This window comes from Rhizobium binxianense, assembly GCF_028994275.1.
Lineage (GTDB): Bacteria > Pseudomonadota > Alphaproteobacteria > Rhizobiales > Rhizobiaceae > Rhizobium > Rhizobium binxianense.
Map to the genome: position 1 here is coordinate 2,295,938 of NZ_CP118713.1, position 26,985 is coordinate 2,322,922.

Genomic DNA, 26,985 nt, shown 5'->3' on the forward strand with positions numbered 1-26,985 from the left:
CCAGCAAAAGTGCACAGCGGTTTTGCGCCCGGAATTGCGCAAAACAAAAAGCTAGAGGTGACAGGCTGCCAGCCGATTGCGACCGCAATCTGTAGGAAATGCGGCGATATCGAGACATGGACGATTTGTAATCTATTGAAAAGGCTAAATTTTATGCACGGAAGATGAAGGATGCTCCGATTGCGATCAGGGCGAAGCCGATCGCGTGGTTCCAGGTCAGGTTCTCGCCGAGCCAGAAGATCGAGAAGCCGGAAAAGACGATCAGCGTGATCACCTCCTGCATCGTCTTCAGCTGCGCCGTCGTATAGACCGCCGAGCCGATACGGTTGGCCGGCACCGCCAGGCAATATTCGAAGAATGCGATCCCCCAGCTGACGATGATGGCCAGGAAGATCGCGCTGCTTTTATGCTTGAGATGCCCGTACCAAGCAAAGGTCATGAAGATGTTGGAGGCAAACAGCATGACGACGGGCCAGACGGCGGCGGGAGAAAAGGACATGGGCTAACTCGGGGGCTGTGAAGGAAAACTGATCCGGCGAGATACCGGCGGGCCTTACCTAGCACGCTGTCGTTCGGCGGCAAGTCCCGGGGCGCGGACCGATCGTTTCATGCCATCGAGGCGGCAGGCATCGCCGGCGACAGCAAGGCCGAATTGCCTGCCCCGAAGCATTCGGGGAGACGAGAACGCAAAAGCGCCTGTATCAATCACCTCGAAATTTGCTACTTCATGTTGAAAGGACTCTATGCGCCTGACCAGGCTGCGTCGATGTTATCAGGGGAGCACATGGATAATACAGCCGAGATGCCGCAATCCATGACTTTACCTTTCCGCCACTTCTGGCGGCGCTTCGCGGCTTTCGCTGTCGACATCATCATCTTTCAGGCCGCCATCCTCATAGCAGTCCACTACATTTCAACGGTTTTCCCGCTGGACTTCCGTTTTCCCGGCCGGACATCCACTTGGTGCACCGAAGCGATCCCCAGTCAGCTTGCACAGCGAATTGAAGCGGGATGGCCGTTGCCAACAGACGAAATTCGTACCAGCGAGATCTGCGAGGTAGGTCAAATCGGTTCGACGACGGAGAGATATCTACGGACAGGCAACAAAACCGAAGATGACTTTTGGACATCAGGCCAGGAGTTGACCATCCCTCTAGATGCAGACAACAATCCGGTGGTCCAGCCCATGCCTGCCTATTCCAGCTTGATATCAGGCATAGCCAACACCGTGCTGATCGCGCTAGCTTTCGCCTGCTTTTCGGCGAATGGCCGCCGCACATTCGGAAAGGCGGTTTTCTTCCTGAGAGTACAGTCAGTCGACGGTAAATATCCCGACATCGGCGCCGCGTTTAAACGCGAAATCCTCAAATTTAGCCCGTTTCTCCTTATTAGCGCTGTCGTTTTCGTAATCTCGCTGTTTCCGATCTATCCGACGCAAGATTTCGAGGCATTGCTTGACATGGTCCGCGACGGATATACGCCTCCGGACAATGACACTACCGAGCTGTACGTCATCTGGGCAACGGCGGCCATGGCCTGGTGGCTCTTGCCGTTCGTCTGGCGAGGACATGCATTTTACGATCACATCTGCGCCTGCGAGGTGGTGAATGCTTGAAAGGCGTTCGCAATCAGGCGGCCAGGCAAAAGAAAGCCCGGCGACACCAGCCGCCGGCCTCTTTAGCTCTTGCCCGGCACCCTGCCCCGGCACGCCCACGCCACCGACGCAAACGATCGCGGCCCGTCCGGCTCGCCCGCCTCATATGCCGCCCTGACCGCATCGCCGACGGCCTTCCGCTTGGCCGGGTCCAGACCGGCGACATATTTGCCGAGCGGCCCCTCGCCGGCAGCGATTGGTTGCCAGTAGTCCTCGAAGGAGCCGTATTCCATCCGGATCAGCAGCGACGTCTCCTCGACGTCGACAAGGCCCTGGCTAACAAAGCTCTCCCTCATCTCCCCAGGCCGCATCATCGGCTGGAAACAATATTTGCGCCGCAACGGCAATGCATGCTCGTCAAGCATCGCCGCCGTGTCCCACATCATCCGCATACCTGACATGCCGCCATAATGATCCCAGACGGCTGCCGCGACCATGCCGCCCGGGCGCACGACACGGGCCATCTCGGACACCGCCTTTCCCGCTTCGGGCACGAAATGCAGCACGAGCAGCGACATCGCCCGGTCGAAGCGGCCGTCCTCGAAGGGGAGCGCGCAGGCATCGGCCTGCCGTATCGTGATCCGTGGATCGGTATTGCGCCGTTTCGCCGCCTCGACGAAAACCGGCGAATAGTCGACGGCGACGATCTCTCGCAGGCCAGGCGTTTCCGCCAAAGTAAATGTCAGGCTGCCGGTGCCGCAGCCGACATCGAGCACACGATCACCGCCCGCAAGGCCGGCGAAATTGATCAGCATCGGCGCCAGCCTCCTGCTCCAGCGCCCCATCAGCCGTTCATAACCATCAGCACTTTCGACATTGAAACTCGACGGCATCAAAGCCTCCCTTTCAAGGACGCAGGTCTGCCGTCAAACAATAGGATTCGCCGGCGACTGTGCAAGCGGGCTTCTCCCAGGTGGAAGCGGTCAGGCTAGGCGCCCAGGCGCCCGCCTGCGGAGGAGGCGCCAAGCGCCGCCTCTGTTCCGAAGCGGCCGTGAAGCAACCCCCGATCGATCCGCTTCCAGCAAATATCACCAAGCGGCGACATCGCCGACGCGACGACTAACTCAGCCCGCCGCCTTACCGAGCACACTCCAATCGAAGCCCCGCGCCCAGTCGGCGTAGCTGTGCCAACCGACCTCAGGAAAGTCGCGGCGCAGGGCGGCGATATCGGCGTCGTAGCCTGTACGGTCGAACCATTCGAACATCAGCGCCGTATCCTCGCTCTGCTGCCGTATCGCCGCTATCGGCAATTCCCGGTAAGTGATTGGGCGGCCGAGCACCTCGGACAAGATGTTCGCCTGCTGTTCGCCCGACAATTCGTCGCCGGCAATATCGAAACGCTTGCCGAACACCTGTTCGCGCCGTTCGGCCAATGCCGTGACGAAAGCGCCGATGTCATCGATGGTGATCTGCTGCAGCACGCGCGCCGGCGCCAGCGCGGCGGCGTAGACGCCCTGGCGCAGCCCGTCGATCGCCCAGGGCGCCACGGTGTTCTCCATGAAGGCGACGGGCGCACTGATTGTATAGGGAATGCCGAGGCCGGCGATATGCTTCTCGATCAGATATTTGCTGTCGAAATGCGGAATGCCGGTCTTCTTGTCGGCATCGGCGACGGAGGAATAGATCAGGTGGCCGATGCCGGCGGCCTTTGCCGCATCCGCGACCGTGATGCCCTGGCGGGTTTCCGCCTCCGTCCCGGCCTCGTAGCTGCTGCCCATCAGGAACATCGTGTCGATGCCGCTTGCGGCTTTGACGACGGATGTTGCATCATCGAGATCGCCGGCGACGACCTCGACGCCTGCAGCATCAAGCCGTTTCGCGCCTTCGCTGTCCGGCCGGCGGCTGATAGCCTTGACGCGGTGTCCCCGCGCGATCAGCGCGCGCACGACCGCGCCGCCCTGCTGGCCGGTGGCGCCTGTGACCAGAACGTTTCGTGTGTTGCTCATCTGTCTGCTCCTTGTTGTGACGGATGCAGCAAAGTTAGGGCCTGTCGCATTGAACCATAATGGCATATAGTTGGGAAACATCGTGCCATCCCAGGATACAATGCTCGATCTCAACGATATCATGATCTTCGCCCGCGTCATCGAGGCAGGCAGCTTTACTGCCGCGGCGCGCCTGCTCGGCATGCCGAAGACGACGGTCAGCCGCCGCATCGCCACCCTCGAGCGCGAACTCGGCGTCCGGCTACTGCAGCGCACCACCCGCAGCCTCAACCTGACCGATGCGGGCCGCCTCTATTATGAAGAAAGCAGCCAGGCGCTGCGCACGATCGAGGGCGCCAACCTGCGGCTTGCCGAAGCGCGGGCCGAGCCCGCCGGCACGATCCGCATATCGGCGCCCGTCGGCTTCGGCGGTCCCTTCCTTCAGGAGGCGATCTTCGATTTTCTTTCGACCTACCCGAAGACGAGGGTCGAACTGCGGCTGACCGACGACAGGCTGAACCTTGTCGAAAACGGCATAGACCTCGCCTTCCGCACCGGCATCCTCGAGGATTCGACGCTGATCGCCCGCAAGCTCGGCTCCACGCACAGAATCCTCTGCGCCAGCCCCGAATACGTAGCCCGCTGCGGCACGCCCGACCACCCGGCGGATCTCACCCGCCACGACTGCGTCATCGCCGGCCAATCCGCCCATACGCCGTGGCTGCTCGAAGGCCCGCACGGCCGGGAGACGATCTCGGTCTCGGGACGTTTCGCCGCCAATGAAATGCAAGCGGTGATGGCCGCCGCGATCGCCGGCTACGGCATCGCCCAATTGCCCTACCGAGTCGGCCAGACCTGCATCAAGGACGGCCGGCTGTGCCGCGTTCTCGACGGTTACGCGACCCCGGTCGGCGGCCTGTACGTCGTTTATCCCAGCAGCCGGCACCTGCCGCCTTTGGTCAAGTCCTTCATCGAACTTGCGGCCAGCCGGCTGGATGCGGGAACCGACGGCAACGACGAATTTGTGATCGTGTCGCCTTAGCCCCGACATCCGCCGGGATGTCGCTATCCTCTCTCACTGCCAAAGGAAGTCCGGCCCCGTGCTCTGGGACGTCAGCTTGAGCGTCCCGTCAGGCTGAACGACGTAGGTCTCGAAGACGCGATAACCGAAATCGCCAAGAAAGGTATTCTTGACCACCGTTCCGGGACGATAGGGCGAATGGACGACTTTCCCGCCATAGGTCAGGCTACCCGGAAGAGGCTGCGGGTTTCCTGAGCTGGCGCAGGCCGCAAGGGCGGCGAAGAGAACGGCCATGAGCACGTGCTTCACAGGACTATCTCCTCCAAAAGGCATCGGTCGCCGAGCGCGGCCGATTTCACTATGACAGCACGGCCTTGCTGCTGTCGAAATCTTTGCGTCGGGCAGCCTCCGCCCGCGAGAGCGCGCCGACGATCCTCTCATCGGTGAAGGGCTTGGAGATCACGTCAAGCGCGCCTTCGATGCCGTGACCGACATTCTCGGGACGACCGGTCACGAAGATGACGTCGACCCGGTGGCGGTCGATCAGCCGGCGCGCAAGCTGGGCGCCGGTCATCCCATCGGAGAGACTGAGATCGACGAGCGCAACATCGCTTCTTTGCGCGTGGGCGAGAGCCTGCTCCATCGTCGAGACCGGCCCGATTGTCTGGTGCCCGGCCTCCTGCGCAATGCGTTCGAGTTCCAGCGCGATAATATTCTCATCTTCAACGATCAGGACGTTCATGTTTAGCCTCCCTCATCAACATTGCGGGCAAGCTGCCGGCAACCGGTACAACGCATTCTCCGCCGAATGTTTCCACTTTGCATTGAATTTCTTTCACGGCGTCATGTGCCACCGTTCAGTGATGCCGTTGCGCCTGTTCGCATCTGAAATCGAACAGAGGGTAGTAACAAGTGTGACCGTATTCCCCGGAACCGTCGGTCGCAGCCGTGGCGCGTGAGTGGTGTTGCCTGGGCGAGCGTCCATTAGCACAATCTTGTTTACGAATGGGACGCGTGCTAAAACGCCACAAACGGCGCATGCAAACCCCAATCAAGCCGAGATCGTGCCCGTGAATATTCATATCGCGACTTTGGCTGCGCTTCTCATCGGCGCCGTGCCATCATCGGCTGGCCCTTTGGATGAAGCGGCCAAGGACGGCGATCTCGCCCGCGTCGAACAGTTGCTCGACCGAGGCGCCGATGTGTCGGAGGCCGATGAGGCGGGTGAGCCGGCGCTGATCATAGCGGCTTTGGCGGGGCATGCCGATGTCGTGGCTCTTTTGCTGGACCGCGGCGCCGACATTGAAGCTCGCAACAAAGGCGGGCTGACTGCATTGCATGCTGCAGCCTATGCAGGAAATCTGAAGGTGGTGGAACTGCTTGTCGCAGACGGGGCTGATGTCAACGACAGCAAGAATTTCTATCAGATGTCGCCCTTGCATGGTGCCGCCGAGGAGGGCCACGCCGACGTTGTCGCCTTTCTGTTGACGAAGGATGCAGACGTCGAAGCGACCGAAAGAAACGGCTATACGCCCCTCACTCAGGCCGGGTGGCGGGCGCATTGGGATACGGCAAAATTACTCATGGAAGCGGGAGCAGTCTGCCAGAAAGCCGAGCTTGTTGGCGAACCGCTCTACAAGGAATGCACCAAACGGCAATAGGCTTTCGCCGGAGTAAAAGACCGCATCCGGAAACGGAGCATCTTATGTCTTACCATATGCAAAAATGCGGAATGCTGACGGCAGTGGCTCTGGGCGCTGCAGTCATGCTGCTCTCCTTCACGCGGCCCGCGGGGGCCGAAGATTTGGTCAATACCGGCTATTTCGGCGATATCGCGATCAAGGGCTACGACCCGGTCGCCTATTTCACCGAAAACCAGGCCGTCGAAGGGTCCGAGGACTATTCCTACCGCTGGCTTGGCGCCACCTGGCATTTTTCCAGTGCTGAAAATCGCGACCTCTTCAAGAGCGATCCTTCCAGATACGCGCCGCAATATGGCGGCTATTGCGCCGATGGAGTGTCCTTTGGAACGGTGACCACCAATATCGATCCGAAAGCCTGGCGGATCATCGATGGCAAACTGTATCTCAGCTATGATCCCGGCGCGGCGGAAGGCATGGAGAAAAACCCGACCAAGGTGACCGACTCCAAGAAGCATTGGTCCGAAGTTCAACAGACGCTGATTTCGGAGAAGATGCACACCGTCTGGCAGCAACCGGCGACGAAATGAAGCCGCATCGCCCGGCACGTCAGGGTGCTGACGAAAAGAACGTCAGGGCACGCGGCGTGACGTGGATGTAGGGCCTGTCGCCCTGCTCGCCTGTGGTGTTGCGGTAAACATATCCACACACCATCCGGTCGAGGAAATAGCCGTCGAATTTTTCGCAGATTCTGTCGCCTCGCACCTCGATCGTGCCGGTGATGTTGGTATTGGCACTGCGATAGGCGGTATTTCCGTCCTTGTCGAAATACTGGATGAAATCCGTGCCGTTCTTGTGTTTGCCGGTCCAGCTCTTGCCATCGACGAGAGTGCGCAGCTCCGCCTCGCCGAGCCTGTCGGCTTGATTGCCCGTAAAACCGAAGGGCCATTCCGGAATGCCGGCCTTTCGCAATCCGGCCAGATGACGCTGAAGATCGCCGTCCCGCCAATAATCATAGAGATAGCCGTAATAGGTCAGATTGCTTTCCGGGAAGAGCTCCAGCAGCTTTGCCCTCTCCGTCGCGGCCCTGGTTTCATTGCCCTGATCCGCATAGGCAGCCGCCAGATATTCACGCGCCGGCTCGACCTTCGGCAGGCTGCCGAGCGTCGGCTCTATCAGCGAGATCGCCCGCTGGTCGTCGCCTGCGGTATAAAAGACGATCCCCGCCAGCAGTTGAAAACTCGACGCCGGCGATGGGTCGAGCCGCAAGGCCTTTTCCATCTCGGTGACGGCCTGGCCGCTATCTCCGGTGTGGACCAGAATGAGCGCGAGATTGGCGGCGGCCTCGGCATCGTTCGGCTGCATCGCGACGGCCATATTGGCGGAATTCCTGGCCTCCGTCTCACGCCCATCCACCCATTGCAGCAGGGCAAGGACCGTATGCGCCCTGGCATTGTTGGGATCGAGCTTGAGCGCCTGTCCGGCGGCGTCATAGGCGATCTTGCGGGCAACGGCGGCCGACCAGAGGTAGTTGTAGTCGTTGCGCCAGACATCGACGGCGACGCGCGCAATTCCCGCATGGGCATTGGCAAAGCCCGGATCGAGGTCGATCGCCTTCTGATAGAAGGACAGCGTCCGGCGATAGGTATCGACATCCCTGAAAATGAAGCCCTCCTGCTCGGCCCTCATGTAATAATCATAGGCTTCGAGATTTTCGGTCGGGATTCGGGCCAGTTGGTCGCGCTCGCGCGCGCTGAGCTTGACCGACAGGGCGGCGATGATCTTGCCGATCACATCGTCCTGAACGGCAAAGAGGTCGGCATACTGGCGATCGTAGCGCTCCGCCCAGAGCGACAGGCCGGTGACCGCGTCGATCAGCTTGACATTGATCCGCAGCTGCGGCCCGGCCCGCTGCAATGTCCCTTCGAGCACATAGTGAACGCCGAGTTCGGCGGCCACATCCTGGATCTTGCCGACGGAGCCCTGGAGGGCGAAGACGGAATGGCGGGCGATGACGAAGAGGCCCGATACTTTCGACAATTCGGTGATCAGATCATCCGTCAATCCCTCGGCGAGATGGTCGTGCTCGGTATCGCCGCTGACATTGATAAAGGGCAGAACTGCGACCGACGGCTTGTCCGGCAGCGGATAGGCGAAACGTTCGCCGAGCCCCGGGGATCTTGCCGGGATCCACGGCTGCCACCAGAGCGCCGCTCCGGCGAGAGCGAGGATGACGGCCGCCGCGATGCCTGCAACGAGGGGCCGCATCGGCAGGCGCCGGCGGGTCCTCAGCGTTTTGCCGGCGGCGACGGGATCGAGCAGGACGCGATAGACCCGGACCGGTTCGGTTATGCCCTTCAACCGCTGCTCGCCGAGCGAAGCGAAACCGACCGGGACTTTCGATTTCACCTGGTCGTAGGTCGTTCCCGATATGACGATGCCGCCCGGTTCCGCCAGCGCCTGCACGCGATCGGCGATATTGACGCCGTCGCCCTGAATATCCCAGCCCTCGACGATGATATCGCCGAGATTGATGCCGATCCGGAACTCGAGCCGGTGTTGCAGGAGGGCTGCGGCATTGCGGGTGGCTTTCCGTTGCTGAACCTCCGCCGCGCAACGCAAGGCATCGACCACACTCTGGAATTCGACCAGCAAACCATCGCCCATGGTTTTGACCAGCCGGCCGTGATGTCGCTCGATCGCCGGCTCGAAGACATCATCCTGATCCGCCTGAAAACGCGCACGCGTGCCCTCCTCGTCGATCCGGCTCAATCGACTGTAACCGACGACATCGGCGATCAGGATTGCTGCAAGACGGCGCTCCATCCCCGGTCTTTCCTGGAGAGCGAAGGTATTGTTAACAACATCCTACAGTAGGTACCATCACGATGCTATCGCCGGGTCGCGTGATATTCGACCTGGCGGTGATCTGCCCGATAAGAATGGGCCGCACGAAATAATTCGAGCCATCGTCGACTTCGATGATCGGGAGAGTTGCCAAAAGCAGGCGAGTAGCGGAAGCTTGTTCCTTGGCGAGAACAAGATGATTTTAGGTCGGGTCGGCCTGAAGTCTTCCTGTTCCACATTAGATAGTGAGAGCATGATGTCATGAGAAAACCGCTCTCACGTTCCGGCATCATGCTCTGGGCGACGGATTGTTCGATATGACGACAGCCTCAACAAATGAGCCGGCCAGGCACGGCAGCGCCAGAATCTGCCGCGGCTGTTGGGACCAGATGCATATGCCGATCCCGATCGGCGGCCCGCTCGCGCTTCCCTTCCGCGCCTTCGGCATCACCCGCAGCAAGATGAACCCCGATATCTGCACGATCTGCGAGCGCTCCTTCCAGTATGTGAAGAAGCAGCGCCAGATCACCGTCGAGGCCACCATCCTGTTTGCCGATATCAGGGGCTTTACCGATCTTTCCGAGCGCATCGAGGCGGTGCAGCTCAGCGAAATCGTCCGCCTGTTCCAGGATCGCTGCGCCCAGGCGATCTGGGCGCATCACGGTATCGTCAACAAGCAGATGGGCGACGGCCTGATGGCGATCTTCAATTTCCCGATCGTCAGCAGGGATCACGCCGCCGCCGCAATCTTGGCCGGGCAGCAAATACAGCGCAATTGCGCCGCCGCGCTGAACGACCTGGCGCTTGATCTAGTGCCCGGCCGGACCCTCGGCGTCGGCGTCGGCATCCATTCCGGCGAGGTCCAGATCGGCGAATTCTCCAGCTTCCGCAGCGATTTCACCGCGATCGGCGGCGTCGTCAACCAAGCCGCACGGCTGGAATCCCAGGCCGCCGCCGGGGAGATCCTGATCTCGGCCGAGACGGCCGCCAAGGCTCCCGACCTCGCGGCGGGCGCAGAAACGCGTATGCTGGCGCTGAAGGGCATCGAGCAGCCGGTGCAGGCAAGCGTGCTGCTCAAGCGCTGAGCGACGGCGATTGCGGCCGTCTCAAAGCATCATCGCGCCGCCAACATGGCAGCCGCAATTTCACAAGCTGTGATTGCGAAACACATCGGATCACAAGCAAGTTAATCCTCCGGAAACAAACATCGCTTATCTCTAAGCTGTTCTAACAGCTGGGGTATCTCATGGGCAGTTTTTCTCTGTTTCACTGGTTGATCGTCTTGATCCTGATCGGCGTGCCATTGATCTTCATCTTCAGAAAACCGCCGGCCGGGCCGAACCGCTTCGGCGGCCTGCCGCAGGCCATGGGTTTCGGCCAGGCGATCGCAAGCTACTTCAAGAATTATGTGACCTTCAGCGGCAGAGCGAGCCGATCGGAGTTCTGGTATTCGACGCTCTTCGTCCTTCTCGTCGGGATCGCTTTGTATGTCGTCGATCGGAGCGAAACCTTGAATCGGATCTGGTCTCTGGCCACGTTTCTTCCGTCGATCGCCATGGCGGCACGACGCCTTCACGACGTCAACCGGAGCGGATGGCACCAGCTTCTCGGACTATTAGCTCCCATCGGAACGATTGCAGTGCTGGTGTGGTATTGCAAAGCGCCGACGGCGGATCATTCCAGGGAAGCCGTGTTTGCCTGAGCAAAGTGTGCCTCGCGGACTGCGCAATGCGCAGTTCGCTTAGGGACCGCCTCCTACACCCACTCCGGCAAGAAACCCGTCGCTCGAAATACTGTTTTGCCCGGCCGTCAACCAGCGGCCCCGGAACTCGCCGCCGACTGCCGATCGACCATTTCGATGGCCTCGACACATTCGACGACATCCCTCGATGGCCGTTGCGTGAGGTATCTCTGATTTTGATGGCGTCCGAAAGGGACCGGCGAGGCTGGCAAAGACCCCCGCCTCTGCTTCAGTACTTCATGTTCCGCAGTTCCGGAAAATCATAGTAACGCAGCCGCTTGTCGTGGCAGCGGTAGTCGTCCTTTTTCAGGTACAATATCATGTCGTGCTGCAAGCCCACGCCGATATAGGACCAGTTTGGGTAGGCACGTTCCGTCGTCCGCGTACAATAAGCATATATCTGCTTTTGCGGATCAAGCAAAACCACGCTGGATATCTCGGCCTTTACGAAGTTCCCCGCTTTAATGGTTCCCCGCAGAGCATCGACGTACTCGCGTCGGACCGCGTTGGAGGGCGGACGCTGGGAATCTGCAACGGATTGCGGCGCAGGAGTTTGGCAGCCGGCCAGTGCCAGCAGGGCAGCGTAAGCAATGAATTTGATCTTCATTCAGTTGAATCTCCTATTTCGACGTCGATAGATCGGCCTTTTCCAAGAGGCGATGGCTGCAAGCAGCAACGTCACATCCCGTACTTCGAGGCTCCGCCCTGCGGCTAAGCACTCCGCATGAGGAAGGTTGGAGAATGCCGCGCCCCCGCAATGCTGGAAGCATGTCGCGCCGCCGCTCAACAAAGCCTCGAACGGCGACGCGGCCGGAGCCCTCGCCCTGTCAGGTCTTCATGCCGTTCATCTCAGGAAACGGGTAGTAACGCAGCCGCTTGTCGCGGCAGCGATTATCATTCACCGTCGCGCCTAATATTTTGTCATCCGTGAAGGAGACGCCGAGATAGGCCCAGTCTCCCCAGCTGCGCTTGGGCACCACCCGCACACAGTAAGCGTAGATCTTTTTTTCAGGATCGAGCAGAACCACACTGGAGATGCGGGCCCATACGACTTCTCCCGCTTCGTGCCGGTAGGTTCTCTTGAACACGATGTTGATGAACTTCTGCCGGACGTCACTCGAGGGAGGACGCTGCGAATCCGCAACGGATTGCGACACCGGCGCATTGCAGCCGGCGAGAGCCAGCAGCGCGGCGCAAACAAGGACTTTCAATTTCATTTAGCTAAATCCCTAAAAGAATCGGAGCGCAAACGCTGCCTATTCCTACAAACACAGCGAGAATAATATTTGCAATACATCGTGGGAATATTGCTGCTGCTGCGGGATACCGGCTGCGTGACGCGGATATATCAGCGTTGGCTCATCTACACTGAGGGATTCAAAACAGAGCTTCCGGCCCCATCTTCATCATCATCGTGGATCGCCACCCCGGCTTCCAGCGCCGCCAGGATAAAGGCCTGCCGCACCGTCTCGGCCGGCATACGGCCGGCAAGCCAGGCACGGCAGAAATCGACCGCCCGCTGCTGATGGACGCCGCCCTTGACCGGCCAGTCGGAGACGAGTGCGTAAAGTGCATCCTGCGGCGATCGGAGAACCATTCGTTCGCCGCTATCGAGATCGATGGTGATCGGTTTTTTCCAGAAGGCGGAATGGTCGCTAATGGCAGTCGCACCTGCAGCTCAATTGACAGGAAACTAACTGCGGAAGGCTGATTTCGGTTCCAGTGCGGGGCCGGTCGATGATGCGCCGGCAGTTGATGGATGCAAGGAGTAGCCCTCGAGCGCGTGCTTCGAGGCTCCGCCCTGCGGGCTGCGCGCCTCAGCATGAGGGGCTTGGGAGGATGCCGCATCGATAAGCGGAAAAGCCACCGTTCGCTGGGTAGGCTATAGGGAGATCGCGCCAACGCCTGAGAGAGCCTCACCCTCAGGTGCCCCGCCAGGGGCCTCGAAGGGCAATGCGGATGGCGCCCCGACTGTCAGCCTGACAGCTTGCAGCCCTTGCTCATGCCAGCGGACTGCATGGCCGAGACCTTGCCTTTAGAAGCGGCAATTTCCCCTTCCTTGTCGCCTCCGGCGACGCTGCCGATAGGGACGCCAACGAGGAAGACGCCGAAAGCATCGCCGTTCGCTGCGCTGATCTGCTGCTTGGAAAGGTCGTCGAGCTTGGCCTTCTCTTTCTTGAGTTCCACGCCGAGCGCCTGGCAACTGAGATTTGTATAGGCCGCCATCGGAATATCGACCTGGACGATGGCGTCAGGACGTTTGGCGCAGCCGGCAAGTGCCGCGGTCGCTGCGAATGCAATGATGATCTTGTTCATGAAATTTTCGGTCCCCAATTCCCGCAGCAGCTGTAACATCGCCGCGCGCGTTGCGGGAGGCGGCCCATCCTTCAACCACAGACTTTTATTTGTGGGTCGGTACTTCCGAAAGCGGATTCGATTCCGGTAACCGGGGTCAGCACTCTCAGCCTGATTGACAGCTCGCTTTTCGCCTGACCTGGGCAATGGCGAACAAGGGAAACGCGCTTTCCGTGCAGATATCATCCGTCAGAGCGCGGCAGTCAAAGCTGCGTCGGAGAGCTTCCCACAATTGATAGCCGGAGTTTTGCATGATAGCGGGCACGCCTACCGCCCCGTTAGTTTCCGCGCTTGACCTCCGCGCACGGCCTCTACCTAAAAGCCCGACTGCTATGCAAAGGAGGCTCCGGTGTCGGTACCCATTGAGGACTACGCGCTCATCGGCGATTGCGAAACCGCCGCACTCGTCTCGAAGAACGGCTCGATCGACTGGCTCTGTTTTCCGCGCTTCGATTCCCCCTCCTGTTTTGCCGCCCTGCTCGGCGCTGGGGATAACGGCTTCTGGTCGCTGTCACCGTCAGGTGAAAATGTCCGCGTCACGCGCCGCTACCGCAACGATACGCTCATTCTCGAAACCGAGTTTCAGACCGAGACCGGCACCGCCGTTCTCATCGACTTCATGCCGCTTCGCGATGGCACGAGCGATCTGATGCGCATCGTCGAGGGTAAGAGCGGCACTGTCGCCTTCGATATGGAGCTCAACCTTCGCTTCGATTACGGCCGAACCGTTCCCTGGGTCACGCATGGCGAGGATGGCGGCATCACCGCCATTGCCGGCCCGGACAGGCTAACCCTGAATTGCGCCGTCCCGCTCGAAGGCCGCGGCCTGAGCACGGTCGGCTCCTTCCAGGTTGCCGCTGGCGAGAGCCAGATCTTCACCCTGACCTGGTCCCCCTCGCATATGCCGCAGCCGGCTCAGCGGCAGGTGGAATATGCGCTGCCGGACACGGAGGAATTCTGGTTATCCTTTGCCGCGACCTGCCCGAAGGTCGGCCAGTGGACGGAACAGGTCAAACGCTCGCTCATCACGCTCAAGGCACTGACCTACATGCCGACGGGCGGCATCATCGCCGCGGCGACGACCTCCCTGCCGGAAAAGATCGGCGGGCCGCGCAACTGGGACTATCGCTATTGCTGGCTGCGCGACGCGACGCTGACCCTGCTCGCCCTGATGAAACTCGGCTACTACGAGGAAGCCAGCGCCTGGCGCAAGTGGCTGCTGCGGGCGGTCGCCGGCGCCCCGGCGCAGATGCAGATCATGTATGGCGTCGCCGGCGAGCGCAATCTGCTGGAATGGCAGGTTCCCTGGCTGAGTGGCTACGAGGGCTCGACACCCGTGCGCATCGGCAATGCCGCTGCCGAACAGGTGCAGCTCGATGTCTATGGCGAGGTAGCCGACGCCATGCTGCAGGCCCGCAAGGGCGGGCTTCCGCCGCATCACCGCGAACGCGAACTGGCGGCGGCCATTCTGCCCTATCTCGAAAAAATCTGGGTGGAGCCCGATGAAGGCATCTGGGAGGTGCGCGGCCAGCGCCAGCATTTCACCTATTCGAAGGTCATGGCCTGGGTGGCCTTCGACCGCGCCGTCCAGATTGCAGAGGCGGACGGCGAGCCCGAGGCCGCCGCACGTTGGCGCACGCTCGCAGATCACATCCATGCCGAGGTTTGCGAGAAGGCTTTCGATCCCGAACTCGGCTGCTTTACGCAGGCCTATGGCTCCAAGGCGATGGATGCCAGCCTGCTGCAGCTCGGCATGGTCGGCTTCATCCCGCCTGATGATCCGCGCTATGTCGCGACAGTCGAGGCGATCGAGCGCAAGCTGCTGCGCGATGGCCTGCTGCTGCGCTACGAGACGCAGGAGGTGGACGACGGCCTGCCGCCCGGCGAAGGCGCCTTTCTGGCCTGCAGCTTCTGGCTCGTCGACGCCCTCGGCATGATCGGCCGCCGCGACGATGCGCTGCGCCTGTTCGAGCGGCTGCTTAATATCTGCAACGATGTCGGGCTTCTGGCGGAAGAATATGATCCCGCCGCCCGCCGCATGCTCGGCAACTTCCCGCAGGCCTTCAGCCATATCGGGTTGATCAACAGTGCGTTGAACCTCGCGCGGCTGGAGGGGCCGGCGGACCAGCGTTCGGCTTGATGAGTGTAGAACCGCTGAAGAAAGACCCCGCCCCAACCCCGCCCCACAGGTGGGAGGGGCTTAACCTACTGCGCCGGCTTTCCAAAGCCTCAACGTTTCGGAAGAGGCAAGGCGGTGCCGCCGGATTAGCCCCTCCCACCTGTGAGGAGGGGTTGGGGCGGGGTCTTTTAGTATCACGCGACCGGGAGACTATTCATAAATCCGAACGATTCATTCGTTTCCCTTTTGTACTCTTTCCCTCTTCCCTTTCGCACTGACTCTCTCCATATTCCCGCCATGGCCAAATCTCCGAAGAAATCCCCCGCCCCGAACGGCTTCGAGGAAGCCCCGCAATCGTCCTTCGAGGGCGCGCCGCTCTCCGGCTCGGTTGCCGATTGGGTGAAGCAGTTGGAGGCCGATGCGGAAGCCTCGGGCGTCGAGACGCAGCGCCAGATCGCCTCCAAGGCCGGCAAGCATCGCAAGAAGGTGGAGATCGCCGCCTCGAAATCGGCGCGCGGCACCTCCATGGGCGGCTCCACCGATCCGAAGACGCGCGCGGCGGCCGGGCTCAATCCCGTCTCGGGCATGGATACGACGCTGGAGGAAGCCTCGTCGCTGCAGGCAGGCACCGCCGTCACCGCCACCGTCGAGGCGCTGTCGGCGCTGATCGAGAGCGGCAATCCGCTGCACAAGAACGGCAAGATCTGGACACCGCACCGCCCTGCCCGGCCGGAAAAATCCGAAGGCGGCATCCGTATCCGCATGCAGTCGGATTACGAGCCGGCCGGCGACCAGCCCACCGCCATCCGCGACCTCGTCGAGGGCCTGGAGAACGGCGACCGCAGCCAGGTGCTGCTCGGTGTCACCGGCTCCGGCAAGACCTTCACCATGGCCAAGGTGATCGAGGCGACGCAGCGCCCGGCCGTGATCCTGGCGCCGAACAAGACGCTGGCCGCGCAGCTCTATTCCGAATTCAAGAACTTCTTCCCCGACAATGCGGTGGAGTATTTCGTTTCCTACTATGATTATTACCAGCCGGAAGCCTATGTGCCGCGCTCCGACACCTATATCGAGAAGGAATCCTCGATCAACGAGCAGATCGACCGCATGCGCCACTCGGCGACGCGCTCGCTGCTCGAACGCGACGACTGCATCATCGTCGCCTCGGTTTCCTGCATCTACGGTATCGGCTCGGTCGAGACCTATACGGCGATGACCTTCCAGATGTCGGTCGGCGACCGGCTCGACCAGCGCCAGCTGCTGGCCGACCTCGTCGCCCAGCAATACAAGCGCCGCGACATGGATTTCACCCGTGGCAGCTTCCGGGTGCGCGGCGACACGATCGAGCTCTTCCCTGCCCACTTGGAAGATGCCGCCTGGCGTATCTCGATGTTCGGCGACGAGATCGACGCCATCACCGAGTTCGACCCACTCACCGGCCAGAAGGTCGGCGACCTGAAATCGGTGAAGATCTACGCCAATTCGCACTATGTCACCCCGCGCCCGACGCTGAACGGCGCCATCAAGTCGATCAAGGAGGAGCTCAGGCTGCGCCTCGCCGAGCTGGAGAAGGCCGGCCGTCTGCTGGAGGCCCAGCGCCTGGAGCAGCGCACCCGCTACGATATCGAAATGCTCGAAGCCACAGGCTCCTGCCAGGGCATCGAGAACTATTCGCGCTATCTCACCGGCCGTGACCCCGGCGATCCCCCGCCGACGCTGTTCGAATATATCCCCGACAACGCCCTCGTCTTCATCGACGAAAGCCATGTCACCGTGCCGCAGATCGGCGGCATGTACCGGGGCGACTTCAGGCGCAAGGCGACGCTGGCCGAATACGGCTTCCGCCTGCCCTCCTGCATGGACAACCGGCCGCTGCGCTTCGAGGAATGGGACGCCATGCGCCCCGACACCATCGCCGTTTCGGCCACCCCCGGCGCCTGGGAGATGGACCAGTCCGGCGGCGTCTTCGCCGAACAGGTGATCCGCCCGACCGGCCTGATCGACCCGCCGGTCGAGGTCCGATCGGCCCGCACTCAGGTGGACGACGTGCTCGGCGAGATCCGCGAGACATCGGCCAAGGGCTACCGCACCCTCTGCACCGTGCTGACCAAGCGCATGGCCGAGGACCTGACCGAATATCTGCATGAGCAGGGCGTGCGCGTCCGCTACATGCACTCCGACATCGACACGCTGGAGCGTATCGAGATCCTCCGCGATCTCCGCCTCGGCGCCTTCGACGTGCTCGTCGGCATCAACCTTTTGCGTGAAGGCCTCGACATTCCCGAATGCGGCTTCGTCGCCATCCTCGACGCCGACAAGGAAGGCTTCCTGCGCTCCGAGACCTCGCTGATCCAGACGATCGGCCGCGCCGCACGCAACGTCGACGGCAAGGTCATCCTCTATGCCGACAATGTCACCGGCTCGATGAAGCGGGCGATGGAGGAAACCAGCCGCCGCCGCGAAAAGCAGATGGTCTACAACGCCGAACACGGCATCACCCCGGAATCGGTCAAGGCCAGGATCTCCGACATTCTCGACAGCGTCTACGAACGCGACCACGTCCGCGCCGATATTTCGGGCGTCTCGGGCAAGGGCTTCGCCGATGGCGGCAACCTCGTCGGCAACAACCTGCAGACCCATCTCAACGCGCTCGAAAAAAGCATGCGCGACGCCGCCGCCGACCTCGACTTCGAAAAAGCCGCCCGCCTCCGCGACGAAATCAAACGCCTCAAGGCCGTGGAACTCGCCGCCATGGACGACCCGATGGCGCGCGAGGAAGCGAAGGCGATGGAAGGAAAAGCGCGCGGCTCCGCCGCTCCTCCGTCATCCCAGGGCTTGACCCGAGGATCCAAGCCGGCAACCGAGACGCAAGCCTCCTACTTCTCCAGACCCAGCCTCGACGACATGGGCCCAGGCACCGACACCGCCACCCCTCTCTTCCGCAAACCGGATCTGGACGACATGGGCCGCGACATCGCCGAACCCGCCAGAAAGAGCCTCTTCCGCAAAAACGACCTCGACGAAATGACCGTCGGGCGGACGGAAAAGCCGGTCATCGGCCACGTGCCGGAAAAGCCGGATGCCGCCAAGGGCACCAAGCGGTTTTCACCATTGCTTGAAGGGCAGCCGGAACGCGATGACGTGCGGCCGGTCGTGCGTGGGAAGACGGGTGTCGGGAGCTATGAGGACCCGGGTGAGCAGAAGCGCAAGGGGCGGACGAAGGGGAAGACTGGGCGGCCGGGCCGGTGATGAGAAGAAAGCCGTGCTAAACTAATGGCGCGCGACGATCTGCCCGAGCACCGGCACAGGGACCTAATAAATGAGAGTCTTTGCCGCAGCCTTGATTGTCATTAAAGATGGGATAAACATTGTCACAAGTCCTCCCCCAAAACATGCTGCGACCAAATATCTGACCAGAACGAAACGTCGATCATTAGCCAGATAATAGAGTCTGGCTATATTGATCAATTGATCGCTCATTTCTGGAAGACTAAATTTATCATTCTCCAAGACAGATATCGCCGTGGAAATAGCGCCACCGTATCATTGAACGACTTGCGGTATGTCTGGCCCGCCGCGTTCGGCCGCTTTGCTCTCGAGGCGCACAATCCAGGCATCGGCAATACCACTGAGGAGCAGGACCGAAAAATGGCTGAATGCCTTGGAACGCCACTGCGGAAAATATGGGCGCATGTTTAGCTTATCCCCGCTCCTCTTTTTATGAAGCCAACCAACAGGGCGAGGAACCATGGAGTTGAGCGCGTTTCTGGCTGATGTGGAGTAGTGGAGGCATGCCCTCTCTTCCCTCATTCCTGTGCTCGTCACAGGAATCCAGCCACCGCGCGTCCGCGCGGTGAATGACCTCACCTCGGTAAAGGCTTCTCCCGCGCCCAAGGACTTGGGCGCACTGAATTCCTGTGACGAGCACAGGAATGTCGAAGGGGAGGTGGTCGCTCTGCCGCGATCCTGGCGAAGGAGTCAGCAACTCCACCTAAACGCCCCATGCCCTTCCCGCTCACCCAAACACAACTCTCCCCTCCCCAGCCACCAGCGCAAAATAAATCCGCTCCACCCGACAGGCCGCGCTCCTGGCGCTCGCCTCATAGCCTGCCGCCGGCCATCCCAGCCGTGGGCTGCCGTCGGCCGCGATCAGCCAGTACCAGCGCTCGTCGGACCCTGTCAGATCGATCCTGAAAATCCGCCCCATGCAGGCATCACCGTCAAAGCCGATGAAATCGTCGCCCGGCTTTTCCTTCCACGCGTGACGCCATTGTCCCTTCGGCTGCTCGCCGCTGACAATCATCTCCCAGCTCTTCCAGCCATTATAGTCCGACCGCGCCGTCAGCGAGCCGTCATAGGGTTTCCGATCGAACTCCATGCCGCCTTCCAGAAAGACAGCGACCGACTCGCAGACAACACTCCACGCTTCGTCCTGGCGTGATGTCAGCCTGTAGGCGAGTTCATCGGACACATTCCGCAACGCCTGTGCGATCGCCAAGGCGACACCTTCCCTGGTGGCCGGCCGGCCGTTCGCCTTGATGTCGAGATAGGTGCAGAGGAAATCGGCCGCGTCGCCGGCAATCGCGTCGATGACATCAAGCTTCCGGCGCTTGCCGATCTCATAGCCGCCGAAATCCCGTATCCGGCGCTGTGTCTGGCGGCGAAGGACATTGTTGAGGAACGACCTTAACAGCGTTCCGATATCGTCTTGCATGCGTGGTCCTCTCCTCGCGAGGATGTTTTCTGCCGCATGGTTTCGTGAATGGCTCCCGCCCGAGCCAGTGAGAGTCAGAGCAATTGCGGACGCAAACTGCGACGTGCCATTGCCTGATTTGTTTAGATCAGCGTCGGTTCCGGATCGTCCTCGACTTCCTCGATGATCTCAGGCCCGTCATTCCTCGGCGAGCCGACGCCGCGGCCGATCTTCCACATCGTCATCAGCTCGGCCGGGAACGGTGTCATGAGATCTCCGGGATCGGGCTCAGCTGACAGCCACCGCTCGTAATCCTCGCGATGCAGAATGACGGGCATGCGGTCGTGAATCGCCGCCATCATCTCGTTCGGCTCGCAGGTAACGATGGCGAAGTTGCGGATCGACACCGCATTGTCGTCCTTCCACGTCTCCCAGATCCCGGCGAGCGCAAAGGCAGAGCCGTCCTTCATCGCGATGGCATAGGGTTGCTTGTTCTTGCCGGTGCCGTGAATGTCCTTCCATTCGAAGAAGCCGTTGATCGGCACGAGGCAGCGGCGCGACCGGTATGCCGAACGGGACATGCCGTTGGAGCCGATCGTCTCGCATCGAACATTGACCGGCGGCGGCCTGCCGCCGGGCTTGGCCCAGGGAGGCATCAAACCCCAGCGCGCAGTCACGAATATCGGGCCTGACGTATCGGGTTCGCGGACGATGTCCCTGATGATGATAGGATAATCTTGCGACGGGGCGCCATTCCAACGGGGAAAGCGGTTTCCAAGCCCGTCGATATCCCCGCCCTTGACGGCAAGGGCGAAATTGCTGATCAGTTCTTCAAGCGATGTCTTGACGAAGATGCGTCCGCACATAAGCCCTCCCTACCGGCTGAGAATGCTGGATGTTCTGATTATGTTCTCATCCGGGACATCGTCAACAAAGCGTCAGTTGTGTTCCATCAACAATGCCCTTAGCCGCTCGGATCGGACGTGAGATCCTGTTGCGTTGACGAGAGCCGTTCACCGCACAGAAGGGCAATGGCTGCATTCCTGTGACAAGCTCGGGAACCACCGACCAGAAGTTGGCGGCCTTTGTGTCGAGGCTGAAAGGAGCCGGTTCGACGCAACAATCAACCCATTGCGAAACCGGCAAAACTGGCGGAGAAGCAATCCCGGAGAGTTTCTCGATGAAGGAAGCGGAACGCCCATGCCAGAACTCCGCATCGACCCCTTCCCCTCCGCCGCCGAATTGAACGCCCTCTTTTCCGCCGCCTGGGGCACCCTGGCGCCGCGCGACTTCACGCCCATCCTGTCCCGCAGCCTCGCCCATATCGGCGCCTACCACGACGACAGGCTTGTCGGCTTCATCAACGTCGCCTGGGATGGCGGCGTCCATGCCTTCATCCTCGATACTTCGGTCCACCCCGACATGCGAAGGCAAGGCATCGCCACACGGCTGGTCCGGGAGGCGACAAGGGTTGCGCGGGAGCGCGGCGCCGCGTGGCTGCATGTCGATTTCGAGCCGCACCTGACCGGCTTCTACCGCGCCTGCGGTTTCAGGCCGACGAAGGCAGGACTCATCAAGTTGGCCTAAGCCCGAAACACTGGCCCCGAAAATGCCGCTGCACCTCGACGCCGTTTCAGCTATGATTCCTCGCTCATCGGAGGAGAGCCCGCATGCGTCTGCCCACATTCATCCTCGCCCTCGCCGTGTCGGCGCTCGCCGCCTTGCCCGCGTCGGCAGAGACCTACAAGACACCGAAGGCGCTGCTCAAGGCGCTCTACAGCTACAACACCGACAACAGCGATGCCGAGGCGCCCTCGCCCTATTCGATCTTCTTCTCCGACCATCTGAACGGGCTCCTCCAGGCCGATCTCGACAACACGCCGGAAGGTGGTGCCGGCGCCATCGATTTCGATCCTGTCATCGCGGGCCAGGATGGCGTGGCCAGCGACGTCAGGATCGGCCAGCCGATCCTGCTGGATGACAAGGCCGAGGTGGAAGTGGAGTTCGAAAACGGCCAGGAGGTCACACTCTTCTATAGCCTGGTGCGCGAACACGGCGGCTGGAAAGTGGACGACATCGCCAACCAGAAGGGCGATAATCCGTGGAGCCTGAGCGGGTTGCTGGGGGATGCGCAGTAAGGGGCTGATGAGGGCTGGTCTTCTGTCTGCTGCCACGTCTCTCCGCCTCATACTGAGGTGCCCCGTAAGGGGCCTCGAAGGACGGGGCGGCCACCTGCGTCTCATCTCCGATATCGGCATACACCCGCCCTCGTCGTTCGAGACAGACCCTACGTTCATCGATTCACTGGATCGATCGCTCCGCTTCGCGGATCGCTTCTCACCCTCACCATGAGGGCTGATCGCGGTGCCTCTATATTCCCGACAGGCCCCGGCAAAATCCGCCTCCGGCTATCGAATCTGCCGCTCATCTCATTCCGGCACAGAATCCCGATATGGCACAGCCGTGCAAGGAACCGCTAACTCTTCCTCAAGTATCTGAATCTTCGGCATTTCCTGACATCGATGCAGGCATGCCAAAATAATCCCGCTTGCCTTTTGCCCGAAAAGCTGGCACCAATTCACCTACTCGGGCATTTGCATGCCGGTGACTGGACTGATGTGGTAATCCCTTCCGTTTGGAAGGCGGCGCGGGACTACCCGCCTACGTAGACGTTCTTTCCCCGTACGTGACTTCTCCGACTGACCCTTCGTCCCAATCGATCGGGGCGAAAGCTAAAGCCGTCCGCTTCCTCTCGGGGGCGCGGATACTACACAGACTAAGGGAAAAGGACGATCCCAATGGCCACCAAGGGCACCGTAAAATTCTTCAACCAGGACAAGGGTTTTGGTTTCATCACGCCGGACGGCGGCGCTAAGGACGTTTTCGTCCATATTTCTGCGCTGCAGGCTTCTGGCATCCAGTCGCTGCGCGAAGGCCAGCAGGTTACCTTCGACACCGAGCCGGACCGCATGGGCAAGGGCCCGAAGGCCGTCAACATCTCGGCTTCGTAAGTCAGATTTCCGCTCAGGCGGCATAAACGGCGCTCCGCAAGGGGCGCCGTTTCTGTTTGGTGTCGAGCGGCAGTCATTTGTCGATCGCGCGGCCAAGTGTTATATGCGCGCGGATGGATGATCCCGCCCATAGGGCGTAGACCGCGCGATGCAATGGCACCACACGAACCAAGGAACAATGGAACGTCGATGACCTATAGCAGGCCGATTTTCGCCGTGGCCCCGATGATCGACTGGACGGATCGGCATTGCCGCTATTTCCACCGGCAGATCAGCCGGCAGGCGCTGCTCTATACCGAGATGGTGGTGGCCGATGCGATCATCCACGGCCCGCGCGACCGGCTGCTCGGCCATGACGCCGCGGAGCACCCGCTGGCGCTGCAGCTCGGCGGGTCGGACCCGGCAAAGCTTGCCGAGGCGGTGACGATCGCCGAGCCCTATGGCTATGACGAGATCAACCTCAATGTCGGCTGCCCCTCCGACCGCGTGCAGTCCGGCACCTTCGGCGCCTGCCTGATGCTGACGCCGGACACGGTGGCCGAGTGCATCGCCGCGATGAAGAGGGTTGCGACCGTGCCGGTGACGGTGAAATGCCGGATCGGCGTCGACGAGCAGGAGCCGGAACAGGCGCTGCCCGAGCTGATCACCCGCGTCCTCGATGCCGGCGCCGACGCAATCTGGATCCATGCGCGCAAGGCCTGGCTGAAGGGCCTGAGCCCCAAGGAGAACCGCGAGATCCCGCCGCTCGATTATCAGATCGTCTACCGGATGAAACAGCGCTGGCCGGATGTCTTCATCGGCATCAATGGCGGCATCCGCACGCTGGATGAAGCCGCAGCCCACCTCGAACAGGTCGACGGCGTCATGCTCGGCCGCGCCGCCTACCAGAATGCTGCAATCCTTGCCGACATCGACCAGCGCTTCTTCGGCGCGCCGGCGGTCGAGCCGGACTGGGAGGCGCTCTGCGGCCGGATGATGGCCTATGCCGAACGCCATATCGCCAGCGGCGGCCGGCTGCAGCACGTGGCCCGCCACATGGTCGGCCTCTTCACCGGCCTGCCCGGTGCCAGGCGCTACCGCCAGATCCTCTCGACCGACGCGGCCAAAAACGGTGCCGGGCCGGAGGTGCTGGCCGCAGCCTTTGCCGCAGTGGATTTTTCAGGAACGGAGCAGGAGGCGGTCAGCGCCTGACGCGACGTGATGTCTCGTCATGGCGCCGATGCGCGGCGTCATGAGCGCGCCATCGGCAGCAAGATCTTCTGCTCGATCCGGCCCGCCACCGAAAACACCAGGATCTCCGTCTCCCTGCCGATCCGGCTGCCATCCATCAATCGGACGATATCATCGACGCCGCCGACCGGGCTGCCGTCGATGGCGAGGATATAATCGCCTTCCTGCAACCCGCCCTTTGCCGCCGGCCCCTCCGGCTCGACCCGGCGGATGCGAACGGAGGTCGTCTGCACCGTGCCCGCGGCAAGCGCCACCCGGCGCGGCAGTACGATGGTGTCGCCTGATATGCCGATGAAGGCACGCCGCACCTGCCCATAGCGGAGAATTTCCGAAACCACGAAATTGGCCGTGTTCGACGCCATGGCAAAGGCGATGCTCTGCGCACCCTGGATGACGGCGGTATTGACGCCGATGACTTCGCCGCTCGAAGACACCAGCGGCCCGCCCGAATTGCCGGGATTGAGCGCCGCATCGGTCTGGATGACATCGTCCATCAGCCGGCCGCTGGCCGCCCGCATCGACCGGCCGAGCGCCGAGACGATGCCGGCGGTAACAGTCCATTCGAAGCCGAGCGGGTTTCCGATCGCGATGGCGATATGGCCCCGGCGCAAGCGCTGGGAATCTCCGAGCTTCGCCCAGGCGCCGGTGCTGGTATTGGCGCGAATGAGGGCGATATCGGTATCCACATCGCGGCCGAGCACCCGACCCTCGGTGACGAAGCCATCGGGCGTGGTGATGCGAACGGCCTTGGCGTCGTCGACGACGTGGCTGTTGGTGATGATCAGGCCGTCAGGCGAAATGGCGAAGCCCGAACCGTGCCCCTGCCGGCCACCTACCCTCTCGATCCGGCTGACCGCCGGCCCGACGATATCGACTGCTGCTGCGATCGATTGCGAATAGGCATCGATCAGCGCCCCGTCATTCTGGGGCGCGATGTCCTTGTCCATGTAACCCATTGTTTGATCCTCAGGCGGCAGTAACGGCCGTTCCGCCGCCGGCGAAGCGGTCGCGGTTGCGACGGTTCGCCATTGTGCTGTTGTGTAAGGATTAGATGGTTGGGCGTCGATCCGCGTTCAAGTGAGCGCCGGCGGCGGGCCTGCAATGCAGCATCCTCCAACGTCCCCCATCCCGCGCGCAGCCCGCAGGCGAAGCCTCGAGGGACATGCCGCAGCGCCGCTTCGCGCATATCGCCTCTGACAGCCGAGGACCCGCCTCGCCCTTCGAGGCTCCGGCCCTTGGCCTGCGCACCTCAGGGGGAGGCTCTGTTGAGCGAAGAATTCCCTGGCCTAGACAAAATTCTGTTGTCAATTGAATATAAAGAATAGCTTGATGATAACATCAGCATATACCAACCTGACCGTGCGCAACCGTGCCCATGGCCTTGTCAATTTTGCCGGCAACGGCGCAAATTCACCCCGCCTTCATCCAATCCAACCCAACCAAGGGAATCAAAAGATGAGCACAGTCACCACCAAGGACGGCGTCGAGATCTTCTACAAGGATTGGGGGCCGAAGACCGCCCAGCCGATCATGTTCCATCACGGCTGGCCGCTCTGCTCCGATGATTGGGACGCCCAGATGCTGTTCTTCCTCGATAAGGGCTACCGCGTCGTCGCCCATGACCGGCGCGGCCACGGCCGCTCCACCCAGGTGGGCGACGGTCACGACATGGATCATTACGCCGCCGATGCCGCGGCTGTCGTCGAACATCTCGATCTCAGGAACACCGTCCATATCGGCCACTCCACCGGCGGCGGCGAGGCGACCCATTATGTCGCCCGCCATGGCCAGCCGCAGGGCCGCGTCGCCAAGCTCGTCATCATCGGCGCCGTGCCGCCCATCATGGTGAAAACCGATGCGAATCCCGGCGGCCTGCCGATCGAGGTCTTCGACGACCTGCGCCGGCAGCTTGCCGCCAACCGCTCGCAATTCTATCGCGACCTGCCGGCCGGCCCGTTCTACAGCTTCAACCGGCCGGGCACGAAAGTGTCGGAGCCGATCATCAACAATTGGTGGCGCCAGGGCATGATCGGCGGCGCCAAGGCGCATTACGACGGCATCAAGGCCTTTTCGGAAACCGACTTCACTGAAGATCTCAAGATCATCACCGTGCCGACCTTCGTCATGCACGGCGACGACGACCAGATCGTGCCGATCGCCGACTCCGCCCTGCTCTCGTCCAAGCTGCTGCAGAACGCGACACTGAAGGTCTACGAGAAATTTCCGCACGGCATGTGCACCACCCATGCCGACATCATCAATCCCGACATCCTCGCCTTCATCAAGGGCTGATCCGTGATGTCACCGGGCGCCGACGAGGGCGCCCGGCGGCCACGATGGCTTTGATACGGGCCACGTCGATCGATTGACGGCCAGTTACGCATTTTCCCATGAAACCGTTTTCGCCGATTTGCGTTTAGCGGCCATGACAAGAGAACGTGAACCCTCATCAAAGGCTTATCGGCAGGATCGCTTCGAAAACACCGAGCGAGCCGCCAAGGAAACCATCGAGGCGGAGCAGAGGGCTCGCCGGGAGAAAACCAAGCGGCTGAAGGAGCTGCGCCTGTCGCAGCAGAGCGGCAAGGACCCCGCAACCAAGTAGATCTCCCCCCTGTCGCGCCGATGCGCCCATGGATCTGATACTCATGCCGCCCCCCTTGTCGGCATCTTTCCGCGCGTCACGAATTGTTTTTGTATTTCGGACCTTCGCCCGTCTTGCAGAGCCAAGATCGCGAAATTATCTTTTTTT

27 protein-coding genes are annotated in these 26,985 nt (G+C 61.3%); 14 read left to right on the forward strand and 13 right to left on the reverse strand.

Annotation, left to right across the window (positions count from 1 at the left end; genetic code table 11):
• Nucleotides 1–151: 151 nt before the first annotated feature.
• On the reverse strand, nucleotides 152–499 hold the full coding sequence (locus PO860_RS11460; RefSeq protein WP_003560330.1) for a DMT family protein: 348 nt from the start codon (nucleotides 497–499) through the stop codon (nucleotides 152–154).
• Between the two features lie 285 nt (nucleotides 500–784).
• Here PO860_RS11460 and PO860_RS11465 point away from each other — a divergent pair, with 285 nt between their 5' ends.
• On the forward strand, nucleotides 785–1,615 hold the full coding sequence (locus PO860_RS11465; RefSeq protein ID WP_273883880.1) for an RDD family protein: 831 nt from the start codon (nucleotides 785–787) through the stop codon (nucleotides 1,613–1,615).
• A gap of 62 nt (nucleotides 1,616–1,677) precedes the next feature.
• Here PO860_RS11465 and PO860_RS11470 read toward each other — a convergent pair whose 3' ends face one another.
• Both PO860_RS11470 and PO860_RS11475 read right to left on the reverse strand, forming a co-directional pair.
• Nucleotides 1,678–2,487, reverse strand: a complete 810-nt coding sequence (locus PO860_RS11470) for a class I SAM-dependent methyltransferase (RefSeq protein WP_183606936.1) — start codon at nucleotides 2,485–2,487, stop codon at nucleotides 1,678–1,680.
• 231 nt (nucleotides 2,488–2,718) lie between these two features.
• Nucleotides 2,719–3,600, reverse strand: a complete 882-nt coding sequence (locus PO860_RS11475) for an NmrA/HSCARG family protein (RefSeq protein WP_272782319.1) — start codon at nucleotides 3,598–3,600, stop codon at nucleotides 2,719–2,721.
• A gap of 100 nt (nucleotides 3,601–3,700) precedes the next feature.
• Here PO860_RS11475 and PO860_RS11480 point away from each other — a divergent pair, with 100 nt between their 5' ends.
• Nucleotides 3,701–4,621 carry a LysR family transcriptional regulator gene (locus PO860_RS11480; protein WP_272782698.1) on the forward strand — a complete coding sequence of 307 codons (921 nt, stop codon included), beginning with the start codon at nucleotides 3,701–3,703 and terminating at the stop codon, nucleotides 4,619–4,621.
• 33 nt (nucleotides 4,622–4,654) lie between these two features.
• Here the strand turns inward: PO860_RS11480 and PO860_RS11485 are convergent, their stop codons facing one another.
• Both PO860_RS11485 and PO860_RS11490 read right to left on the reverse strand, forming a co-directional pair.
• A complete protein-coding gene (locus PO860_RS11485) occupies nucleotides 4,655–4,894 on the reverse strand; it encodes a hypothetical protein (RefSeq protein WP_411196864.1) in 240 nt (79 codons plus the stop codon).
• 64 nt (nucleotides 4,895–4,958) lie between these two features.
• On the reverse strand, nucleotides 4,959–5,342 hold the full coding sequence (locus PO860_RS11490) for a response regulator (RefSeq protein WP_272782317.1): 384 nt from the start codon (nucleotides 5,340–5,342) through the stop codon (nucleotides 4,959–4,961).
• A gap of 328 nt (nucleotides 5,343–5,670) precedes the next feature.
• On the opposite strand from PO860_RS11490, the gene PO860_RS11495 reads away from it, so the two are divergent.
• Together PO860_RS11495 and PO860_RS11500 are read left to right on the forward strand one after the other, a co-directional pair.
• A complete protein-coding gene (locus PO860_RS11495; RefSeq protein ID WP_183607677.1) occupies nucleotides 5,671–6,261 on the forward strand; it encodes an ankyrin repeat domain-containing protein in 591 nt (196 codons plus the stop codon).
• Between the two features lie 44 nt (nucleotides 6,262–6,305).
• The gene (locus PO860_RS11500; protein ID WP_183606932.1) at nucleotides 6,306–6,830 is read left to right on the forward strand and encodes a YHS domain-containing (seleno)protein; all 525 of its coding nucleotides are present in this window, start codon (nucleotides 6,306–6,308) and stop codon (nucleotides 6,828–6,830) included.
• 19 nt (nucleotides 6,831–6,849) lie between these two features.
• On the opposite strand, the gene PO860_RS11505 is transcribed toward PO860_RS11500, so the two are convergent.
• Nucleotides 6,850–9,066: an adenylate/guanylate cyclase domain-containing protein gene (locus tag PO860_RS11505; RefSeq protein WP_275037830.1), complete on the reverse strand. Its 2,217-nt coding sequence runs from the start codon at nucleotides 9,064–9,066 to the stop codon at nucleotides 6,850–6,852.
• 338 nt (nucleotides 9,067–9,404) lie between these two features.
• Between PO860_RS11505 and PO860_RS11510 the strand changes: the two genes are divergently transcribed.
• Together PO860_RS11510 and PO860_RS11515 are read left to right on the forward strand one after the other, a co-directional pair.
• Entirely contained in the window at nucleotides 9,405–10,172 is a 768-nt protein-coding gene (locus PO860_RS11510) for an adenylate/guanylate cyclase domain-containing protein (protein ID WP_273883886.1), read from the forward strand.
• Nucleotides 10,173–10,333: 161 nt separating this feature from the next.
• A complete protein-coding gene (locus PO860_RS11515; protein ID WP_097619096.1) occupies nucleotides 10,334–10,789 on the forward strand; it encodes a DUF805 domain-containing protein in 456 nt (151 codons plus the stop codon).
• Nucleotides 10,790–11,057: 268 nt separating this feature from the next.
• On the opposite strand, the gene PO860_RS11520 is transcribed toward PO860_RS11515, so the two are convergent.
• The 4 genes from PO860_RS11520 to PO860_RS11535 form a co-directional block, all read right to left on the reverse strand.
• Entirely contained in the window at nucleotides 11,058–11,435 is a 378-nt protein-coding gene (locus PO860_RS11520; protein ID WP_097619095.1) for a hypothetical protein, read from the reverse strand.
• 220 nt (nucleotides 11,436–11,655) lie between these two features.
• A complete protein-coding gene (locus PO860_RS11525) occupies nucleotides 11,656–12,045 on the reverse strand; it encodes a hypothetical protein (RefSeq protein ID WP_273883887.1) in 390 nt (129 codons plus the stop codon).
• A gap of 146 nt (nucleotides 12,046–12,191) precedes the next feature.
• A complete protein-coding gene (locus PO860_RS11530) occupies nucleotides 12,192–12,425 on the reverse strand; it encodes a DUF982 domain-containing protein (protein ID WP_245433135.1) in 234 nt (77 codons plus the stop codon).
• 377 nt (nucleotides 12,426–12,802) lie between these two features.
• Nucleotides 12,803–13,144, reverse strand: coding sequence for a lipoprotein (locus PO860_RS11535; RefSeq protein ID WP_097619213.1), 342 nt, complete (start codon nucleotides 13,142–13,144; stop codon nucleotides 12,803–12,805).
• A gap of 388 nt (nucleotides 13,145–13,532) precedes the next feature.
• Here PO860_RS11535 and PO860_RS11540 point away from each other — a divergent pair, with 388 nt between their 5' ends.
• Nucleotides 13,533–15,323 (forward strand): glycoside hydrolase family 15 protein, encoded by a 1,791-nt coding sequence (locus tag PO860_RS11540; RefSeq protein ID WP_273880957.1) that lies wholly within the window; start codon nucleotides 13,533–13,535, stop codon nucleotides 15,321–15,323.
• A 276-nt stretch (nucleotides 15,324–15,599) separates the two neighbouring features.
• Nucleotides 15,600–18,551, forward strand: coding sequence for an excinuclease ABC subunit UvrB (gene uvrB / locus PO860_RS11545; protein ID WP_273883888.1), 2,952 nt, complete (start codon nucleotides 15,600–15,602; stop codon nucleotides 18,549–18,551).
• A gap of 766 nt (nucleotides 18,552–19,317) precedes the next feature.
• Here the strand turns inward: uvrB and PO860_RS11555 are convergent.
• Both PO860_RS11555 and PO860_RS11560 read right to left on the reverse strand, forming a co-directional pair.
• A complete protein-coding gene (locus tag PO860_RS11555; protein WP_272782307.1) occupies nucleotides 19,318–20,016 on the reverse strand; it encodes a hypothetical protein in 699 nt (232 codons plus the stop codon).
• Nucleotides 20,017–20,138: 122 nt separating this feature from the next.
• Nucleotides 20,139–20,861, reverse strand: a complete 723-nt coding sequence (locus PO860_RS11560; RefSeq protein ID WP_273883889.1) for an SOS response-associated peptidase — start codon at nucleotides 20,859–20,861, stop codon at nucleotides 20,139–20,141.
• Between the two features lie 334 nt (nucleotides 20,862–21,195).
• On the opposite strand from PO860_RS11560, the gene PO860_RS11565 reads away from it, so the two are divergent.
• From PO860_RS11565 to dusA, 4 genes are all read left to right on the forward strand, one after another.
• Nucleotides 21,196–21,582: a GNAT family N-acetyltransferase gene (locus PO860_RS11565; RefSeq protein WP_273883890.1), complete on the forward strand. Its 387-nt coding sequence runs from the start codon at nucleotides 21,196–21,198 to the stop codon at nucleotides 21,580–21,582.
• 83 nt (nucleotides 21,583–21,665) lie between these two features.
• A complete protein-coding gene (locus tag PO860_RS11570) occupies nucleotides 21,666–22,133 on the forward strand; it encodes a DUF3828 domain-containing protein (RefSeq protein WP_273883891.1) in 468 nt (155 codons plus the stop codon).
• A 660-nt stretch (nucleotides 22,134–22,793) separates the two neighbouring features.
• Nucleotides 22,794–23,006: a cold-shock protein gene (locus PO860_RS11575; protein ID WP_003540801.1), complete on the forward strand. Its 213-nt coding sequence runs from the start codon at nucleotides 22,794–22,796 to the stop codon at nucleotides 23,004–23,006.
• Between the two features lie 189 nt (nucleotides 23,007–23,195).
• The gene (gene dusA, locus PO860_RS11580; protein WP_183606920.1) at nucleotides 23,196–24,197 is read left to right on the forward strand and encodes a tRNA dihydrouridine(20/20a) synthase DusA; all 1,002 of its coding nucleotides are present in this window, start codon (nucleotides 23,196–23,198) and stop codon (nucleotides 24,195–24,197) included.
• 38 nt (nucleotides 24,198–24,235) lie between these two features.
• On the opposite strand, the gene PO860_RS11585 is transcribed toward dusA, so the two are convergent.
• A complete protein-coding gene (locus tag PO860_RS11585; RefSeq protein ID WP_273883892.1) occupies nucleotides 24,236–25,192 on the reverse strand; it encodes a S1C family serine protease in 957 nt (318 codons plus the stop codon).
• 499 nt (nucleotides 25,193–25,691) lie between these two features.
• Between PO860_RS11585 and PO860_RS11590 the strand changes: the two genes are divergently transcribed.
• Together PO860_RS11590 and PO860_RS11595 are read left to right on the forward strand one after the other, a co-directional pair.
• Nucleotides 25,692–26,528 carry an alpha/beta fold hydrolase gene (locus PO860_RS11590; RefSeq protein WP_273883893.1) on the forward strand — a complete coding sequence of 279 codons (837 nt, stop codon included), beginning with the start codon at nucleotides 25,692–25,694 and terminating at the stop codon, nucleotides 26,526–26,528.
• Between the two features lie 73 nt (nucleotides 26,529–26,601).
• Nucleotides 26,602–26,838 (forward strand): hypothetical protein, encoded by a 237-nt coding sequence (locus PO860_RS11595; protein WP_179874152.1) that lies wholly within the window; start codon nucleotides 26,602–26,604, stop codon nucleotides 26,836–26,838.
• Nucleotides 26,839–26,985 lie beyond the last annotated feature (147 nt).

Excerpts from the sequence above, each read along its gene's own strand:
- PO860_RS11460 (WP_003560330.1), bottom strand. The coding sequence starts at position 499 with ATGTCCTTTTCTCCCGCCGCCGTCTGGCCCGTCGTCATGCTGTTTGCC.
- PO860_RS11465 (WP_273883880.1), top strand. The coding sequence starts at position 785 with ATGGATAATACAGCCGAGATGCCGCAATCCATGACTTTACCTTTCCGC.
- PO860_RS11470 (WP_183606936.1), bottom strand. The coding sequence starts at position 2,487 with ATGCCGTCGAGTTTCAATGTCGAAAGTGCTGATGGTTATGAACGGCTG.
- PO860_RS11475 (WP_272782319.1), bottom strand. The coding sequence starts at position 3,600 with ATGAGCAACACACGAAACGTTCTGGTCACAGGCGCCACCGGCCAGCAG.
- PO860_RS11480 (WP_272782698.1), top strand. The coding sequence starts at position 3,701 with ATGCTCGATCTCAACGATATCATGATCTTCGCCCGCGTCATCGAGGCA.
- PO860_RS11485 (WP_411196864.1), bottom strand. The coding sequence starts at position 4,894 with ATGGCCGTTCTCTTCGCCGCCCTTGCGGCCTGCGCCAGCTCAGGAAAC.
- PO860_RS11490 (WP_272782317.1), bottom strand. The coding sequence starts at position 5,342 with ATGAACGTCCTGATCGTTGAAGATGAGAATATTATCGCGCTGGAACTC.
- PO860_RS11500 (WP_183606932.1), top strand. The coding sequence starts at position 6,306 with ATGTCTTACCATATGCAAAAATGCGGAATGCTGACGGCAGTGGCTCTG.
- PO860_RS11505 (WP_275037830.1), bottom strand. The coding sequence starts at position 9,066 with ATGGAGCGCCGTCTTGCAGCAATCCTGATCGCCGATGTCGTCGGTTAC.
- PO860_RS11510 (WP_273883886.1), top strand. The coding sequence starts at position 9,405 with ATGACGACAGCCTCAACAAATGAGCCGGCCAGGCACGGCAGCGCCAGA.
- PO860_RS11515 (WP_097619096.1), top strand. The coding sequence starts at position 10,334 with ATGGGCAGTTTTTCTCTGTTTCACTGGTTGATCGTCTTGATCCTGATC.
- PO860_RS11520 (WP_097619095.1), bottom strand. The coding sequence starts at position 11,435 with ATGAAGATCAAATTCATTGCTTACGCTGCCCTGCTGGCACTGGCCGGC.
- PO860_RS11525 (WP_273883887.1), bottom strand. The coding sequence starts at position 12,045 with ATGAAATTGAAAGTCCTTGTTTGCGCCGCGCTGCTGGCTCTCGCCGGC.
- PO860_RS11530 (WP_245433135.1), bottom strand. The coding sequence starts at position 12,425 with ATGGTTCTCCGATCGCCGCAGGATGCACTTTACGCACTCGTCTCCGAC.
- PO860_RS11535 (WP_097619213.1), bottom strand. The coding sequence starts at position 13,144 with ATGAACAAGATCATCATTGCATTCGCAGCGACCGCGGCACTTGCCGGC.
- uvrB (WP_273883888.1), top strand. The coding sequence starts at position 15,600 with ATGGCCAAATCTCCGAAGAAATCCCCCGCCCCGAACGGCTTCGAGGAA.
- PO860_RS11555 (WP_272782307.1), bottom strand. The coding sequence starts at position 20,016 with ATGCAAGACGATATCGGAACGCTGTTAAGGTCGTTCCTCAACAATGTC.
- PO860_RS11560 (WP_273883889.1), bottom strand. The coding sequence starts at position 20,861 with ATGTGCGGACGCATCTTCGTCAAGACATCGCTTGAAGAACTGATCAGC.
- PO860_RS11565 (WP_273883890.1), top strand. The coding sequence starts at position 21,196 with ATGCCAGAACTCCGCATCGACCCCTTCCCCTCCGCCGCCGAATTGAAC.
- PO860_RS11570 (WP_273883891.1), top strand. The coding sequence starts at position 21,666 with ATGCGTCTGCCCACATTCATCCTCGCCCTCGCCGTGTCGGCGCTCGCC.
- PO860_RS11575 (WP_003540801.1), top strand. The coding sequence starts at position 22,794 with ATGGCCACCAAGGGCACCGTAAAATTCTTCAACCAGGACAAGGGTTTT.
- dusA (WP_183606920.1), top strand. The coding sequence starts at position 23,196 with ATGACCTATAGCAGGCCGATTTTCGCCGTGGCCCCGATGATCGACTGG.
- PO860_RS11585 (WP_273883892.1), bottom strand. The coding sequence starts at position 25,192 with ATGGGTTACATGGACAAGGACATCGCGCCCCAGAATGACGGGGCGCTG.
- PO860_RS11590 (WP_273883893.1), top strand. The coding sequence starts at position 25,692 with ATGAGCACAGTCACCACCAAGGACGGCGTCGAGATCTTCTACAAGGAT.